This window comes from Lentibacillus sediminis, assembly GCF_002763455.1.
GTDB lineage: Bacteria > Bacillota > Bacilli > Bacillales > Amphibacillaceae > Lentibacillus_D > Lentibacillus_D sediminis_A.
The window spans coordinates 39930-55225 of record NZ_NIXK01000010.1; the positions used below are offsets into that span (position 1 = coordinate 39930).

At 45.3% G+C, this 15296-nt stretch carries 15 protein-coding genes and 1 pseudogene; 5 read left to right on the forward strand and 11 right to left on the reverse strand.

What is annotated here, in order from left to right; all coding sequences use genetic code 11:
* Window positions 1-62 precede the first annotated feature (62 nt).
* From CEG13_RS15430 to CEG13_RS15445, 4 genes are all read right to left on the reverse strand, one after another.
* Entirely contained in the window at window positions 63-680 is a 618-nt protein-coding gene (locus tag CEG13_RS15430) for a PepSY domain-containing protein (protein ID WP_100012783.1), read from the reverse strand.
* Window positions 681-817: 137 nt separating this feature from the next.
* Entirely contained in the window at window positions 818-2161 is a 1344-nt protein-coding gene (locus tag CEG13_RS15435) for a HAMP domain-containing sensor histidine kinase (protein ID WP_100012784.1), read from the reverse strand.
* The gene (locus CEG13_RS15440; protein WP_100012785.1) at window positions 2158-2850 is read right to left on the reverse strand and encodes a response regulator transcription factor; all 693 of its coding nucleotides are present in this window, start codon (window positions 2848-2850) and stop codon (window positions 2158-2160) included. Before CEG13_RS15440 ends, CEG13_RS15435 begins: the two co-directional genes overlap by 4 nt.
* On the reverse strand, window positions 2847-3428 hold the full coding sequence (locus CEG13_RS15445) for a GNAT family N-acetyltransferase (protein ID WP_100012786.1): 582 nt from the start codon (window positions 3426-3428) through the stop codon (window positions 2847-2849). The genes CEG13_RS15440 and CEG13_RS15445 overlap by 4 nt, the downstream gene beginning before the upstream one ends.
* A gap of 92 nt (window positions 3429-3520) precedes the next feature.
* On the opposite strand from CEG13_RS15445, the gene CEG13_RS15450 reads away from it, so the two are divergent.
* Window positions 3521-4132, forward strand: coding sequence for a VOC family protein (locus tag CEG13_RS15450; protein ID WP_158234712.1), 612 nt, complete (start codon window positions 3521-3523; stop codon window positions 4130-4132).
* 53 nt (window positions 4133-4185) lie between these two features.
* On the opposite strand, the pseudogene CEG13_RS15455 reads toward CEG13_RS15450, so the two are convergent.
* The 3 genes and pseudogenes from CEG13_RS15455 to CEG13_RS15465 all read right to left on the reverse strand — a co-directional run.
* Window positions 4186-4542 (reverse strand): annotated as a pseudogene (locus CEG13_RS15455) (thioredoxin family protein); the annotation flags it as partial.
* 32 nt (window positions 4543-4574) lie between these two features.
* Entirely contained in the window at window positions 4575-5390 is an 816-nt protein-coding gene (locus tag CEG13_RS15460; protein ID WP_100012789.1) for a DUF368 domain-containing protein, read from the reverse strand.
* A gap of 208 nt (window positions 5391-5598) precedes the next feature.
* Entirely contained in the window at window positions 5599-6903 is a 1305-nt protein-coding gene (locus tag CEG13_RS15465) for a helix-turn-helix domain-containing protein (RefSeq protein WP_100012790.1), read from the reverse strand.
* A gap of 137 nt (window positions 6904-7040) precedes the next feature.
* Between CEG13_RS15465 and CEG13_RS15470 the strand changes: the two genes are divergently transcribed.
* The 3 genes from CEG13_RS15470 to CEG13_RS15480 all read left to right on the forward strand — a co-directional run bounded on the left by CEG13_RS15470 (window position 7041) and on the right by CEG13_RS15480 (window position 10316).
* Window positions 7041-8264 carry an MFS transporter gene (locus CEG13_RS15470; protein WP_158234713.1) on the forward strand — a complete coding sequence of 408 codons (1224 nt, stop codon included), beginning with the start codon at window positions 7041-7043 and terminating at the stop codon, window positions 8262-8264.
* Between the two features lie 112 nt (window positions 8265-8376).
* Complete coding sequence (locus tag CEG13_RS15475; protein ID WP_100012792.1) at window positions 8377-9423, forward strand: DUF2325 domain-containing protein; 1047 nt, start codon at window positions 8377-8379, stop codon at window positions 9421-9423.
* Window positions 9424-9521: 98 nt separating this feature from the next.
* Window positions 9522-10316 (forward strand): sporulation protein, encoded by a 795-nt coding sequence (locus CEG13_RS15480; protein WP_100012793.1) that lies wholly within the window; start codon window positions 9522-9524, stop codon window positions 10314-10316.
* 460 nt (window positions 10317-10776) lie between these two features.
* Here CEG13_RS15480 and CEG13_RS15490 read toward each other — a convergent pair whose 3' ends face one another.
* From CEG13_RS15490 to CEG13_RS15505, 4 genes are all read right to left on the reverse strand, one after another.
* The gene (locus CEG13_RS15490) at window positions 10777-11418 is read right to left on the reverse strand and encodes a class F sortase (RefSeq protein WP_100012794.1); all 642 of its coding nucleotides are present in this window, start codon (window positions 11416-11418) and stop codon (window positions 10777-10779) included.
* A 38-nt stretch (window positions 11419-11456) separates the two neighbouring features.
* Window positions 11457-12809, reverse strand: coding sequence for a copper amine oxidase (locus CEG13_RS15495; RefSeq protein ID WP_100012795.1), 1353 nt, complete (start codon window positions 12807-12809; stop codon window positions 11457-11459).
* Between the two features lie 199 nt (window positions 12810-13008).
* Entirely contained in the window at window positions 13009-13836 is an 828-nt protein-coding gene (locus CEG13_RS15500; protein ID WP_100012796.1) for an anti-sigma factor, read from the reverse strand.
* Window positions 13826-14392, reverse strand: a complete 567-nt coding sequence (locus tag CEG13_RS15505) for an RNA polymerase sigma factor (RefSeq protein ID WP_100012797.1) — start codon at window positions 14390-14392, stop codon at window positions 13826-13828. Before CEG13_RS15505 ends, CEG13_RS15500 begins: the two co-directional genes overlap by 11 nt.
* A 191-nt stretch (window positions 14393-14583) precedes the next feature.
* On the opposite strand from CEG13_RS15505, the gene CEG13_RS15510 reads away from it, so the two are divergent.
* Window positions 14584-14742, forward strand: coding sequence for a YfhE family protein (locus tag CEG13_RS15510; RefSeq protein ID WP_100012798.1), 159 nt, complete (start codon window positions 14584-14586; stop codon window positions 14740-14742).
* Window positions 14743-15296 lie beyond the last annotated feature (554 nt).

Here is a 15296-nt window from a genome sequence, read left to right on the forward strand (position 1 = left end):
CTCACAAAATCAAAAAAACTGCCAAAGCATCATCCATGCCCTGGCAGCCTCCTTCACCTCATTTAATCCTCATCTTCCCGATCAATTTCCAAAACGATCACTTCACCGGTGAAGGCGTCGAGCTCAATCTGCGCTTCGTCTTCTCCATTTACCATTTCTATTTCATAAATAAGCCGGCCGTCATCCCCATCCAGTTCCAGTTCCTCCACTGTTCCGGAAAATTCCTCTTGGGCTATAGCTTTTGCTTCTTCTTTGGAAAGGGTGCCATCGTTGGAGGTCTGCTGATTATCTTTGGACTGCTCCTCTTCGTTTCCCTGATTCTCTGTGCTTCCCGACTCCTCTTTTGCATTCTCAGCAGGCTCTTCCTGCTGATCGCCGGTTTCGCTTGAAGTTTCTGGTGTCTCACCGCTTGTCTGTAAATTCAGTACCTCTCCATTTTCTCCATCCACAGTCACATGGTAGCGGACGCCCTCCCGCTCCAATTCTGCTTGATAGGTGCCTGTTTTTTCAAGGAACGCGATATCTGGCACCGCCCCTCCATATTGTGCTTCCAAGAGCCCTTTCACTTCCTCTGCCGAAAGTTCTGGCGAAGAGGTGAAGGCATTCGATTGGAAGATCGCTAACCCCAGAACAACAGCGACCACCACTGCGGCCAGAGGCAATATTACTTTTTTTATCATAATCGATGACCCCCTATCGGAAAAACCGGTAGAAAATCACTCTCCGGCTGCCTGACGTCACCAGGCATTGTTTACCTTAGTATACGGAAAAAGAATGATATTTTGCTGTGAAGAAAATGAGAATTTGCTGAGAAACGCTAAAATCCTTCCAATGGCAGCCGCAGTATGAATGTCGCCCCTGCGCCTTCTTCACTCTCCACAGCCAGTCTGCCACCATGCCCCTCAGCAATCGAAGCAGCAATCGCCAGTCCGAGCCCTGTTCCTCCAGTATCCCTGCTTCTTGCCTTATCAATCCGGTAAAATCGTTCGAAAATCCGTGCCTGCTCCGTTTCAGGAATCCCTTTGCCATAATCCCTGACCCGTACAACCGCCTGCCCATCCTCGTTGGAAATACGCAAATCGACATTTTCACTCGTATATTTCAATGCATTGTCCAGCAAAATATACAGCACCTGCTCCAGCTGATCCCGACTGCCGGTGACAGGCAGACTTTCCTTATTTGCCTCAAAGCGGATATCTCGTGTCGGATAAGCGCCCTGGAATGTCGAGGCCGTTTCTTCGCCAAGCTCGGCAAGATCAAATTTTTCCATTTTCTGTGCCTGCTTATTTTTCGCCAACGCCAGCATCTGTTCCACCAGCTTTTTCATCCGGTCGGATTCGGTGTCAATGGCTTCCACCGATTCCTTCACAAGTTTAGGATTGTCCGTTCCCCTTCGCTCCAGCAGCTGGGCATAGCTTTTCACAATCGAAATTGGTGTTTTCAGCTCATGGGAAGCATCAGACACAAACCGTTCCTGTTTGGAAAAATTCTCCTGCAGCTGATCAATCATTTCATTAAATGTCTTCTCCATCTCGTACAATTCATCCCGCGATCGGTTTTCCAGATCGATTTTTTCCCATTTGCCCTGTCCGGTGTTTTCTTTCATGGCTTGAATCAATTTTTGAATCGGCCTTAGTAAAAATCGGCTTAGCACGGCTGCGGCAATTACCGTTGGAACCAGCATGATAACCGTAGCCGCTGCGAGCACATAGAACAACGTCGTCATCGTTTCCCGCAAATGAACAAGCTGATTGGAAACTTGGACCGTAACAACCTCTCCGTCATTCCAAATTACTGGCTTGGCGATAACAGCTGTCGGTATGTTGTTATGTTCCACAATCTCCTGAGACTCTGTAGTAGAAAATTCCCCGGGCAAGGACTCATATTCAGTTGCCCTTGTCTTTACCGGTACCTTCAGGCCATTCTCTCCAATAACCCGTATCATTCCATCGGCGGGCAAGTAGGCATTTAGCAGTTCGTCTGACACTAGCTCAGAGTCTGCCAGTGTCTCCACAAGCGCATTGGACTGGGTGGAGAGCTGATCAAGCTCCCCCTCCGCAGCAATTCTATAAAACAGAAAATAAATCGATGTGTTAACAAGCAGCAAAATCAGCAGCATAAACAAACTGGCAAACAGCTGAATCTTGGTTCTGAGCTTCATTGTGCCTGATCCTTAATCGTATAGCCGACACCACGGACTGTCTGAATACAGGGCTGGTCAAATCCCTTGTCGACTTTTTGCCGCAAATAACGGATATATACATCAACCACATTGGTGTCGCCAAAGTAAGCAAAGCCCCACACCTGTTCAATCAGCTGGTCCCTGGTAAGGACGATATTTTTATTTTTCAAGAGACAGACGAGCAAATCATATTCCCGGGGAGTGAGCGTCACCTGCTGGCCGTCCCGGTTCACTTCCCGGCTGTTGAGATCCACCTGGAGATCTCCTACTGTCAGTTGCTGCTCTTCCGTTTTATTCATCTGCGGCTGCCGGAGATGCACACGGATACGGGCCAGCAGCTCCTCAATCTGAAACGGCTTGGTGACATAATCATTGGCACCCAAATCCAGCCCGCCGACCTTATCATGAATCTCATCCCTGGCAGTCAGCAGAATGACTGGCGTAGATGCATCTGTCCGCCGCATGCGCCGGAGTACCTCCAGCCCGCTCAATTCGGGAATCATAATATCCAGGAGCACCAGATCCCACTCTTCATCCTCGACCCGTTTCAGTGCATCTTTTCCGTTGCTGGCAATTTCTGTCCGGTAATTCTCGTATTCCAATTCCAGTTGCAGCACCCTGCTGAGTTTTTGTTCATCTTCCACGATCAGAATTGCTGGCTGATTCATGTTTGTTCACCTGCCTTTTTTCTGACCTTTGCATAAATACAAGTATCCCTTAGCTGGTCGCCGCCAATCTCAACTGAATCCTGATGCAGCACGCCTTCCAGTGCAAATCCCAGCCGTTCAGGTACAGCTCTGCTTTTCGTGTTTTTCGCATCACAACGGATCTCCACACGGTTCGCCTTTAATTCCCGAAAAGCAAATTGCGTAATGCCTTCAACCGCTTCGGTTATGTACCCTTTCCCGTTGTGTCGCTGGTCGATCCAGTAGCCAATCTCAAATTTCGGCACATCCCAGTCAATCCGGTGAAGACCAGAAGTGCCAATAAATTCACCCGTCTCCCGCCTGAATAGGTGCAGCCGCATATTCTCCCGTTTGAGAAACTGCAAATGAGCCTCGCGCACATTGACCTCCGTGTCCTCCAAGGACTGGTTTTTTTGTGCAAAGGCCATCCATTTTTTCAGTTCTTCCCTGCTTGCCTGCATGGCTTGAAACACGGCCTCGCCATCTCCCGGAAGTGGCAGACGGATCAGAAGACGTTCCGTATAAAATTCATTGGGAAAATCTTTCAATATGGGTTCCACCAAACTTCTCCCCTCTCGCTATTTCTCTTTCTTTTTATTATACTGATTTTAAAGAGTTATGGCGATAATTAATTGATTAGGAGATGATAGCTTTGTTTGAACTTGATCATATTGTCATCACAGCAGAGGACCCAGCCAGCGCTGCAAAGGCGTTTGCCGCAAAATATCATGTAAAGACGATGGAAGGCGGCAGGCATGAGAAATGGGGCACCTATAATCATCTGGCCAATTTTGCTAATGACTGCTATATAGAGTGGATTGGTATTTTTGATGAAACGACTGCTGCGAATTCGGACAACCCGTTGATTCATCAGGTCTCCCACGCGCTGAAACAACATCTGGAAGGGCCGGTGCAATTTGCCCTGAGAACGCAGGACATGGATCATATGGTTCAGCATTTCCAAAATTCGTCTATCCGCTTTACCGGGCCAATCCCCGGCAGCCGGCAAAAGCCTGATGGCAGCATGCTGAACTGGAAAATGCTATTCCCTGAAGCAGAAAGTGGAGTGCTTCCGTTTTTGATAGAATGGGGCGATGGCAAAAACATGCCGGAAGATGAGCAGCTGATCAACCAGCGATCGATTGCTTCGGTCACCTATCCGCAGAACCTTGAGGTATTTCGGCAAGTGTTCCGTGGGATTCAGCTTGAAAACAGCCACCTGCACCTGACAGGCGACAATAAAATGGATTTCTCTTTGGAGTAGAGACGAAAAAAACCGCTCAGGGACTCCATTGTCCTGAGCGGTTTTTTTCGTCTCTATGCCAACTGCTGATGCAGAAAGTCCGTAACCGATTCCGGTGTTTTTGTATAGGCGCTGTGCTGGTGGGCCAGCTTCTCACCATTTTTGAAAATCAGAATGCTTGGGATGCCCATCACATCATACTTTTCGGCAAGCCCGCTGACTTCATCACTGTTGACTTCATACCATTTATAGTTGTTGAATTCATCCAAAATATCGCCAATGAACATGTCCATTCGCTTGCAGTCCGGGCACCAGTCCGCGAAAAACTTCACAATAACCGGTTCCTCGCTCTGGATCACTTCATTAAATTGCTCTTCGGATTGAATATGTTCCATAGAATCTGCTCCTTTCCTGAATCTAGTTCCATTGTAATCGTTTTGCCTGCAGCTGTCTTATCGTTTGCTCATGTCTTGTATTCCAGTCGTCCCAACAGATACGCACTCAAAAGTCCTGCCGCAAATGCCACCACACTAAGCATCAATAAGTCCGTGCTTCCCGGCCATCCCGGAAATACCACGAAAACAGATCCAATTACCAGTCCGATGATGATGGCAAATGTACCAGTATAATGATTGGTCAAAAAGTAATGAATGATTTTGCTCATCGTCAAAAGTCCAAGGACGATCCCAACCCCGGTTACCGCGATGATGGCAAGCTGCAAATTGCTGATCGCCGCAATAATCGTGGGATAAACCCCAATCAAAAGCAGCATAAACGAACCGCTGATGCCCGGAATAATCATCGCACTGCTGGCAATAAAGCCGGAAACAAATAAGAGAATAAAGGTCGAGGCAGTAAGATTCTCTATAATCCCGCCCTCATCGGGGGTGAAAAATGCCATCGAACCCACAAGTAGTACCGCAATCATTAGCAGCACAAAATGGCTGCGTTTAAACGCATGCCTGGCATCTGCCTGATGGAACAGGTACGGCAACACGCCAAGAATCAATCCCAAAAAGAAAAACTGGGTCGGTCCCGGATAATGCTCAAACAACCATTCAATCACATTGGCCAAAAGGAAAATGGCCGTCAAAATCCCTATCCCCAAGGGCACAAGAAACAGCAGATGTTTTTTCCAATCTTTGCTTAAAATTCCATTCACCGCTGCAATCAGCCGATCATAGATCCCGAGCAATACAGCAATCGTTCCGCCGCTCACGCCGGGAATAACGTCACTGGCTCCCATGAACAAACCGCGGTATAAATTTTTCCATTCCATTCTCGTTGTCTCCCTTGCAGTGTCAATTAATTAGACAAGCCTTAGTTGAACTTATGCACGATAAGAAGGTTTATACACCCTTACCTGCCAAAACAAGTATATCAGAGAATGTTTGGCTTTTGTATGAAATTGAAGTGGAGCTTGCAACGTTCTTGGGAGAAGTTTCTGCTGGACGGAAGTCTCCGTTTACCAGCGAAAATTCTCGCTCTCACTCCCTTCTATTTTTATGTGATTGAAGATCATGCAGTACTCTTCTGGCAAAGTGATAATAGGCGGTATGCGGATGCCTCCGCAAACGTTTCACAGCTTCACCAGCACAATCAAGCGCTCTTTTTATTTCCCCTGTTTCCTTGTAGCACAGCGCCTGGTAGGTTTTTGTTATCTCCCGAAGCGCCACGTCTATTGGGTGCATTTCAATATAGCTGTGCTCATCCTTTACCAATTGACGGAAGAGCGGCAAGGCCTCCACCGGCCGTCCCAGTTGCGTGTAGCATCTCGCTTTTGCGTCTGCAATATGATCCTCCAGTGTCTGCCGGAGGTTTGCGTTTGGGATTGAGATAGAAGCAATCCGCAGTTCATACTGATCCAACATTTCTAGCGCAGTCTGCGGCTCCCTTTCAAAAAATTCCATGTAATGAATAAAAATAAGTTCCTTATCCAAATAGAGATAATCGTCATCATCAATTAATTCAAAAAATGTCTCAATCTTATTTTTGTATTCCCTTGCTTTGGAAAAATTCCCCTCATTGTAATGGATTAAAGCCCCTTTATTATGAATCTCAAAAAACTCGTGAAACATTTTATATTTATTGGATAACTGAATAACATCATCCAGAGTAGCCAGACATTGCTCCGTCTCCCCGAGCGCCATCAGTGTATACAATTTCAGCAGCAGGAATTCAATCATAATGGCGATAGTTTCATAATTTTTTTCTGACCGTACCTGACTGAGACTCTTGTCAATCTGTTCCAGGGTCTTCTGATAATTTCCATGATGAGACTCGACTGCTGCATAAAAATATTGAATTCGAAGCACTCTGCTTTCCATCTGCAAGTCTTCGTAAATTCTGGCTGCCACCGCTGCATATCTGTTCCAGTCGCTGTCCTCCAGTTGATCAAAACCACGTTGGTCCAGTAGATAATAACGAAACAAATTCAGCACATAAAGTTCATAAATTCTGGCCGATTCGAAGTTGCTGCCCAATCCAGGGAGAAGTGTGGTGATGTGCTGTAGTGTTTTTCGTAGTACCTGCGTCTCTATCATTCCTGAAAGTGTGTTTTCCAGCTCTGCCAGTTCATTCCGCAGCTGCTCTTTTGGCATCCCGCCCAGCAAATCCGCAACGTTTAAATCAAGTTGCTTGGCGATATGCTGCAGTTTATCAGCAGAAAGGCTAGTTTTGTCGTTTTCCACCAGACTGACCATTGCTGGCGACATTTTGCCATTGGCGACTTCAGCCAAGGTTAGTTTCTTTTCTTGTCTTCGTTTCTTTATGATTTCACCTATCTGTTGCATGAGCTCCCTCTTTTCAGCAGGATACTTTTAGTTTATCACATTTAAATATATTTAAAAATAATTCGCAAAACCTCTTGCTTTAATTATTAAATATATTTAAACTTAAATTCAACAAATTAAAAGAGAGGATGTCTCGCTTGATCAAACGGAATATGTCGCTCATCGTCACTAATCAGTTTTTCACTGCCATTGCGGACAGCATTTTCGATTTGGCAATTCTGTGGTATGTTTATCAGCTGACGGATTCTGCACTGTATGCATCTATGGTGACGGCCATTGTGGTTCTAACAGGAATCACAGCCGGACCGCTGATCGGCGTTTTTATTGACCGCACCACACCAAAAACATCTATGCAAATTGGCTATTGTCTCATGATTTTCGTTGGAATCATGCTGAGTCTTGTGTTTATGCTTTGGCTTGATGTCTTATTAATGTTTATTTATGTTGCGATCGTTATCCAAAATATGTGCATGGTGTTGATCAACCCAGCGCTTGGAAAGCTTTTGCCGCGCATTGTCGGGGAAAGTCGTATTGTCCGTGTCAACGGCTATATTTCTTCGACCGGAAAAACTGGGGATTTGATTGGTCAGTCGATCAGCGGTTTTCTAATCGGACTGATTGGTTTTGCCGGTGTCATGCTTACCCATTCCGGAATATATCTTCTGGCAAGTATATTGCTGATGTTTGTTATTTCGATAAAGAAAACTTCTGAGGGGGTAGAAGAAACAGCTGCAGCTTCTAAAACGTCTGGTTGGTTCAGGGAACTGAAAGATGGATTCTTAACGCTCTACCGGAACCGGCCAATTTTTAAAATGGTCCTTTTCGCTACAGCCCTGAATGTCACTACAGTCGCAGGTTCACTCCTGGTTGTGCTTGTAATCGATAGATATGGAGCAAACGCTATACAGTTTGGTTTTATGAACGCTGCCGGAGCTCTGATGGGAATTATCATCGGATTGATTGCCAGCAAAATTATTCACGTGGCAAAGCCGAATATTATGTTAGGCAGTATGAACTTGCTGGGAGGGTTGGCCTTTATTGGCATGGGGATGGTCACGAATTTATACATAGGTACATTTTTCTTCCTTCTGATGACGTTCAGCAGTATCATCATCAATATTGTGTTTGGCTCCTTACTAATCATTCTGGTAAAAGATGAATTTCGCGGCAGGGTGATGACACTCACTAGTGCACTTGCTTCCCTGTTAATCCCTGTAGTTGCGGTTACCGGTGGCTATGTGGCCGACCTTTTCCAGGTGCATTATTTGTTTCTGTTTGCGGGTATCTGGATGATAGCACTCGGATTCTTCCCTCTTATTGATAAAGATGTCCGTTCCATTAAGGAGCTGCCTGAAGGCTAATTTAAAATAAACCCTCACCTAAAAAATATTACAAAAAACAACCAAATGCAACCAATTTTCAGATATAATGTTAACAACGCCTTTACAATTCTAAAGCAAGGGAGGGAATCAAATGAAAGAGTTAGAAATGATAGAGCAGCTAAAACAGGACATCCTCGAAAACATTGAGCAAATGGATCAGGACAACATGGACACACAGACACATTTATTGGAAAAGCAAGCGGCAGTCATCAGCCATCTGTGGGAAATTAACAGACTGAAAGAAAATGAATCTTACGGAGGTCAACCTGAGACTTTAGAAGAAGATGAGGAATCTGAACCCAGCCAACCCAGCGCTCCCCCGGAACGAAAATCATACCAGTTTGAGCGCAAACTGCGCGGTGGTATTGTCCCACAAATTGATGGCTTCGTGCCGGAGGGGGTTGTAAGAAAGCTGGGGCTGGAGCACGGCGACATGGTCTATGCCAAGGCCATTAATACGAACGATCCGCAACGCTCCCATTTTGAATATGAGATTGCGGAAAAGGGAGACGGAGAGGATGCCCCGTATCGCATTCAGTTGAATTTTTGTCCAGTTAAAAAAGAAGCAGGCAGGCTCGTAGTGGAAAAAAGCGAAGAAACCGGGGAATTCATCCGCTTTAATGAAGGCCCTTACACGATTGTGCTCAGTGAAGATGATGTATTCAAGCAGCGCATCAATGAAGGCGACTTAGTCGATATTGCGTATTTTGACGGGACCCCGACCCATGCCAAGGTGATCTGGACCCATAAGATAAAAGAAGCCAGCCTATCTATCCCCGAGACATTAAATCATACCAGCAAAAAGAGCGAAAAACCGGAAAAAAAGCCTGTAACCATCTATGATCAGACATTAAAAGAAAAAACCATTCTTGTGATCGGCAATGAACCGAAGAAAAGTCTATATCAATATTCCATTGAGCAGCGAGGAGGCACCTTTTTATGGGGCGATGCAAAAGAAGATTTTACCCGTGTTGAAGCAAAAGTGAGAAAGGCAGATATTGTGGTATTTTTATTGGGTGTCTCCGGCCATACCGGCATGGAGCATATTAAACAAATGTGTAAAAACCATAATGTTATTTTTGAAACCACCTGGAGCAATGGCCAGTCTTCTATTCTGCGCATTGCTGAAGAATTTTAAAACAAATAATGGAATATGCTAGTTTTTATTGCATCACCAATGTTAAATAAGATAGACTTTAAGTAAGTTTCAATAAATGCACAGGAGGGCTTAGATACATGTCATTACTGAAGAAAACGATTGCAAGTTTCGGGATTGGTTCGGCCAAAGTCAATACGAAGGTCACCAATGACGTTGTCAAACAGGGAGAAACGCTTCATGGATCGATCATCGTCCTCGGGGGTGACGCAGAGCAAGAAATCGAATCTATCAAACTCCAACTCATGACGCTGTATGGACGTGAAAACACCGACAGTCTGACAAGGGCAGAAATCCTTACACATAAGGTCAACGAACCATTTACGATAAAGCAAGGGGAAAAGAAAGAAATCCCTTTCTCTTTTGAGATTCCTCTCGATACCCCAATGACCATGTGGGATCCGGAAACCCAACTCAATGTTCCGCCTGTATGGATAGAAACAGGGCTGGAGATCAAAGCAGCCTTTGACCCAAGGGACAAAGACAATATCTCGGTGGAACCGACAGAATCGTATCAACGAATCATTGACGCCGTTAAAATGCTCGGCTTCGGATTTCGGCAAATGGAAAATGAAAAAACACCACGAGCAATTGACACCGAGCGTGCTTATGTGCAGCAATTCGAATTTGAACCGAAACTCGGCAAATACGCCCGCAAGCTGGAAGAATTAGAGCTATATATTGTTCCAGGTGAAAAGGAAACACAAGTATATTTTGAAGTGGATAAATACACAGGAGAACCAAGCGGGTCCATTTTTGATAAACTGAACTTGAATGAATATCGGGGATCGATTACGCTTGAAAATGAAACGATTATAAATGACATTGATCATGTTTGTGATCAGTTGGAGGATATTATTGATAGTGTGGTTTGATGGGGAGACCAATTCGCTGGGCGGATTGGTCTTTTCTGTGTCTTTTAGATAAAGGTTGATAAATTAATAAACCCAACATCTTGGCGAACCTCAAGCACAATGTTTTCATGAGCAGTATGATAGACCAGTTCGTCACCTTTTGAGTTTACTAGTTCCCTTGTTGCCCTTTTGTCGGACACAGGTTTTATATTCGCTATATCTTCAATAAAAAATTCCTGACTATTTTCCATGTGAGACGATAATACTTTTAACTTAACAAATTGATTGGGGTATATTTCTCAGACCTCTGACCATTTCATGATTTTCCCCGTCCCTTTGGTTGTTACCATTATTATAACACCCTTCTATAATCAAATAATCATAAAATTGTGAAAACTACTTTATTAAAGCAATTCTGGGTTTCATCAACACAAAAAACCACCGATTATCCTCAAAGGATAATCAGTGGCTCTACTCTCTCCTATTCTTCTACCAACTCCGTAAACACCACCAGCCGCTCCGTTCTTCCCCCATTTTCCACATCATAATCGCCAATACAGGTGATCAGATTCAACATCCGTCTGGAGGTGTAGCCGAATATATCATCAATTGGTGCCTCATCCTGCGGGAAAACCTGACTGTCGACTACTTCGAATGTCAAGGTCTCCCCCTCGCCGCTTACCTGGATTTCATCGCCCGGCTTTAAATCCTTCAGGTTGTAAAACACACCCTCGCCTGTCGGATCATCCACATGGCCTGCGATCACCGAGCTGCCCCTGTTTCCGGGGTTGGTGCCCAGGTCAAACCAGCCTGTTTTTTTGAAATCCTCCGGTACGGCCATTTCGCCATTTTCTAAGAGGCCAACCGGGACCACCGCTGACTCAACACCAATTGATTCAATGGTAATTTTCTCAGGTATAACATTATATTTTGGATCCTCGATAACCGGTGACGAACTGGTCTCAAGCGGCTCGTCTGTTTCCTGACTTTCCGCTGTCTCAGGCTGCGCATCTTCCTGTCCGCCCCCATTATCCATTTGGTCACTGGATCCATTTTGCATGCCCATGGTTTGGCTGCATCCTGCCAGTATCAGGAAAAGCAGCAGATAGAGAAGTTTGCGCATCCTGTTTCCTCCTGTTCGTCTTAGGTTTCTCGTCGTGCTTACTTCTGATTTTCAGCAGGCTTGAATTTGCGGATAGCAGCAAATCCAGCTAAGCCAAATACACTTGCTCCAAGAATCCATGCCCATGCCATGTTATTGTCATCGGCAGGCGTTCCAAGTCCAGTTTGCGGCATTCCGGATGGCATATCGCTCGCAAACATATCCGGGTTCTGCATTACAATACCGGAAGACAACAATGTTGCTGCATCGTACATATGGCCATACGCTTCACGTGCCTGGTTGTATGCTTCTTCATAGTTGCCCTGTGCATAGTTGTCAAATGCGCCGATTAGCTGTTCCACATGCATTTGCAGGCCGTTAGCCAAGTCCTCTGCCGGCACATTGCCTCCTGTTGCTGTTTCAATAAAAGCAGAGAAGTCTTCTTTATACGTGGACAGGTTATCCAATGCTTCCTGTTTTGCTTCTTCGTTCTCTTCGGCCGTTGCATTTACATAATCAACAAAGTAGCCGATATGCTCAGACCACATATTTTCAAAGGATTGAGCGGCTTCTTCTCCGTAAACAGAACCAATAGCTGCGGAAAGATCACCGGTGTTCTCGCTCAATACCATGGTGGATGCATCAAAATGCTCGGCACCGTCAATTCCATTCTGCATAGCAATTACTGCAAGACCGGCATGCTCAGAAAGCAAGTGGCCAAGATTAGCGCGCAGATCGCCTGCAGGTGTCACAGCCATGGTGTTGTTAAACTGTTCCGGCATCTGATCAACAATCGCCGAAGACAATCCTTTTGCTACCATGTGCATATGATTAATTGCTTCTCTTTCATGCTGATAAGCAGTCTCATAATCTCCTGCTACATAGCTGTCAAATGCGCCAATCAACTGATCCACATGCATTTGAAGGCTTTCAGCGAGAGAACCTGCTTCCAGGCGTTCCCCTGTTGCTGTTTCAAGGAACTGGGCGAAATCCTCTTTATACTGGGACAACTCATCCAACGCCATCTGTTTCGCTTCTTCGTCTCCCTCAGCAGTTGCATTCACATAGTCAACAAAATAGCCAATGTGATTGCTCCACATTTCATTAAATGACTGACCTGCTTCTTCCCCGTAAACAGAGGAGATCGCTGCTGTCAGGTCTTCCGTGTTCGAATTCAATGCCGCTACAGAAGCGTCAAAGTCCTCCGATCCATCTGCTCCATTACGCATGGTTTCAATGGCCAAAAATGCGTGTTCACTAAGTAGATGCCCAAGATCCACCCGCAAATCCACCGCCGCGGTTTCCACCGTTGGCTCATGTTCCATTGACTCCGCGCTTACTGCTCCTGCGCCTGCTGAAAAAATCAGCGTCGCACTCAGTGGTGCTGCAACTAATACTCTTTTCCAATTCATTTCCTGACACTCCCTTTGTGTTTTTTTGTTTCTACTAGGCTAACGGAAGGAGTTTGTAAATGGATCACATTTTATTAAAAAAAAGTAATATTTTTGTCAAAAAGGTGGGTGAGGGTTGATGTGGCGGGGATAAAAAAATTACATAGAAAACCCGAAATGCACGCTCATCATGCATTCCGGGTTCTCAAATTCCAACTCCCTACAAGGGCGCACTTAATAAAATATCGCCCTGCGGCACTTCACTGTGCGCGTTTGGCTCCCTGGTGATTGCCAAGGTGTCAAATTGATGCTCGCCTTCGTACTCCATCAGATAGGACACTGCGCCCACTCCTTGCTCATTGGTCACAAAGGTTCCTGCCCTGAATGGTGTTCCGTCTTCCAGCACCCAGACCTGATACGTCTCCTCACCTTCAAGTGGCGGTAAATCACTTGCCTGCACAACCAGATTCGTATTTTCACTTTGTTCGATCATGGTCGCTGTTGCTTGGGCATCCACCCCTTCAGACGGCTGCAGTTCATGGATTTGCTGTACAATATCCAGTGTCGGCTGCTCTGTTTCTTCAGGTGTCTCTTCCGGCGGCGTCTCTTCTGGCGGTGTTTCTTGCGGTGGCGCCGGTTCCGTGGTTTCGTTATTTGACATATAGATTAACGCTGCACCATTTCCCGCCAGAGAAAGGGTGAGCACTGCTGCCATTAATGGTTTATACCAGCTCATCTTTTTGCGCTTCGGCTCTGGTTGCTGACTTTCTTTCCCCAGTGTGATCGTGTTGTCACTTGGTTCAGGATTGTCTTTTGCATCCGATGCTCCGGCCGTCCCTGTAATATTGGAAAGAACACGCTCTTTCATACCTTCAGGCGGGGCCACAGGTTCACTGCTGAACGGAAGATCTTCTGTCAGTTCTTCCAGTTCTCGAAGCTCTTCCCGGCAGTCTGCGCATTCTGTCAAATGTTCTTCAAACGCTTTTCTCTCTTCCTCTGACAACTGACCGTTAAAATAATCAAGCAGCAAATCGTGTTTAGACATCATCCCGAACCCCCCTTTCTTTCTTTTCCTTCAGTATCCCTTTCAGGTGCTTTAAAGATAAACGCAATCTTCCTTTCACCGTGCCCAACGGAATATCCTGTTTTTCTGCAATGGATGATTGGGACATCCCTTTAAAGTAAAATAGTTCAATGATTTCCTGCTGTTCCTGGGACAATTCTCCGACCGCCATGCGAACCTCTTCCCCGCGTTCTTTCCATTCCAGTTCCTCTTCAGGCGTAGGTTCTGTCTCGTTCAGTGAATCGCGCTCCTCCAGCTCATAAGGTGTATCTTTCTTTTTCCGCAATAAATCAATACACGTATTGCGTGTCACCGTCAGCAGCCATGAGGAGAACTTCCCCTTCCCTTCATCAAAATTCCTCTGTTTTGACCATATTTTCGTAAAAACATCCTGCACCGCTTCCTCGGCAAGAAATTTATTGTTGGTCATTTTGAAGGAAAAAGAGAATAACAGTTTCTCATAGCGATCATATAGCTGTTCCAAGGCATCTTCGTCCTGGCTCTGGACGCGCTGAAACAGATCGACATCCTTTACTCGCATAATATTCTCCTTCTATATATAATATTTCCTATAGCATACCATAGTCCGAATACAGAAAGGAATTTAGGATAACTGATAAAAAGAATACGTAAAAAAATGGAATTTGGATCACTCTCTTGTGATGTTTAGGCTCAGTGAATTCGGGAATACACATTATATAGTAATTCATCTAAAGAAAGGATCGTTCTACAATGGCAAAAGTACAATATCAGCCAACAAAAAATAAACAGCTGACCGACGCACAGGAAGTCCGTTACGCCAAAGTTTTCAAACAGGCCGACATCGCGGGGGGCTACCGCAAACCACGTGTCCGAGCGGCGAAAGAGAATAATCCTGAGTTGATTAATTAAATAGGAAATTCGACTGCACCTTGTCGCTGACAGGGTGCTTTTTTGTGGATGTTTTTACTAGGAAAGTAAACTTCTATATAATTAGAGAAAGGGCAATACTGATGAAGCCATAGCTTTTCTCAGCGATCTAGCGTTGGATGTGACGGAGCATGGGTGATGGCTATTGGACATTTCTAAAGCTTTTTCCATGAGTTTGTCCGATAGAAGTGGTCTATTGATCTTTTCAGACGTCCCGTAGCCTTCTTTTGATCTTGAGAACCGGTCTATCAATCTTTTCTGGCATCCAGCAGCTTTCTTTTGACCTTGAGAACCGTTCTATCAATCTTTTCAGATGTCCAGCAGCTCCCTTTTGATCTTGAGAACCGCACTATTCGTCTTTTCTGGCATCCAGTAGCCTTCTTTTGATCTTGAGAACGCTCGCCCAGACCATCCTGCGCTCCCCATGCAGGTTTATTCCCTGATAAACTTGCTCACACGGCACGCTCAGCCCAGCACACGAAAAAAGATGAAACTTTTTCTCATGGGCGCCGTACATATTACTATACTTATTTATT